The sequence below is a fragment of the Streptomyces hainanensis genome, from assembly GCF_004348415.1.
Lineage (GTDB): Bacteria > Actinomycetota > Actinomycetes > Streptomycetales > Streptomycetaceae > Streptomyces > Streptomyces hainanensis.
In genome coordinates, this window is record NZ_SMKI01000913.1 from 1 (window position 1) to 694 (window position 694).

Consider the following 694-nt stretch of genomic DNA (forward strand, 5'->3'; position numbering starts at 1 on the left):
GCCCGCGGTCAACCAGATCGAGCTGCACCCGTACCTCCAGCAGTCCGAGCTGCGGGCCCTGCACACGGAGCTCGGCATCGCCACCGAGGCGTGGTCGCCGCTCGGTCAGGTGGGCGAGCGCGGGCGCGCCGGTCGGGGCGCGGACGACGGCGGTGAGCGTCTCGTCGCCGATCAGCGGGTGGTCGGCGACGGCGCGGAACCGCCACTCGGGGTCGCTGTCCCGCTCCCCCATCCCCGTCACGAACAGTTCCTCGCCGTGACCGGGGCCGACCTCGACGCCGGCCTCGACGATGGCCAGTTGGGCGCTGACCGAGACGGTGGTGCGGCGCTCCACGGGGCGGCGGCGGGCCTTGGGGGCGAGCGACCAGGCGATCGGCTGCCGGCCGGCCGGCTCGCCCGGGCATTCGAGCCGGAGGCCGATGGCGGCGTCGACGAGCGGGGCTCCGTCGGCGGGCGGGCGGAACGCGCAGGCCACGCTGAGCAGGTAGAAGTCGCTGTGCGCCGCCTCCGCGGCGACGAACGCGCCCCAGTCGGCGCCGGCCTCGGCCGCCTCCTCGGCGGTCAGCCGGCGTACCCCGGGGGTGCCGAGGGAGACGCGGCCGGTCTCCCGGGAGTTCGGGGCGCGCATGTGCAGCCGTGCCTGGGCGGCCAACGGGACGGCGTGCGGGGTTGTCTCTTATACAGATCCTACGCT

Annotated in this window: 1 pseudogene; it reads left to right on the forward strand. The window is 75.9% G+C overall.

Annotated elements, in window-relative coordinates:
* Positions 1-109, forward strand: a pseudogene (locus E1283_RS39370) (aldo/keto reductase); the annotation flags it as partial.
* Between the last annotated feature and the right edge of the window lie 585 nt (positions 110-694).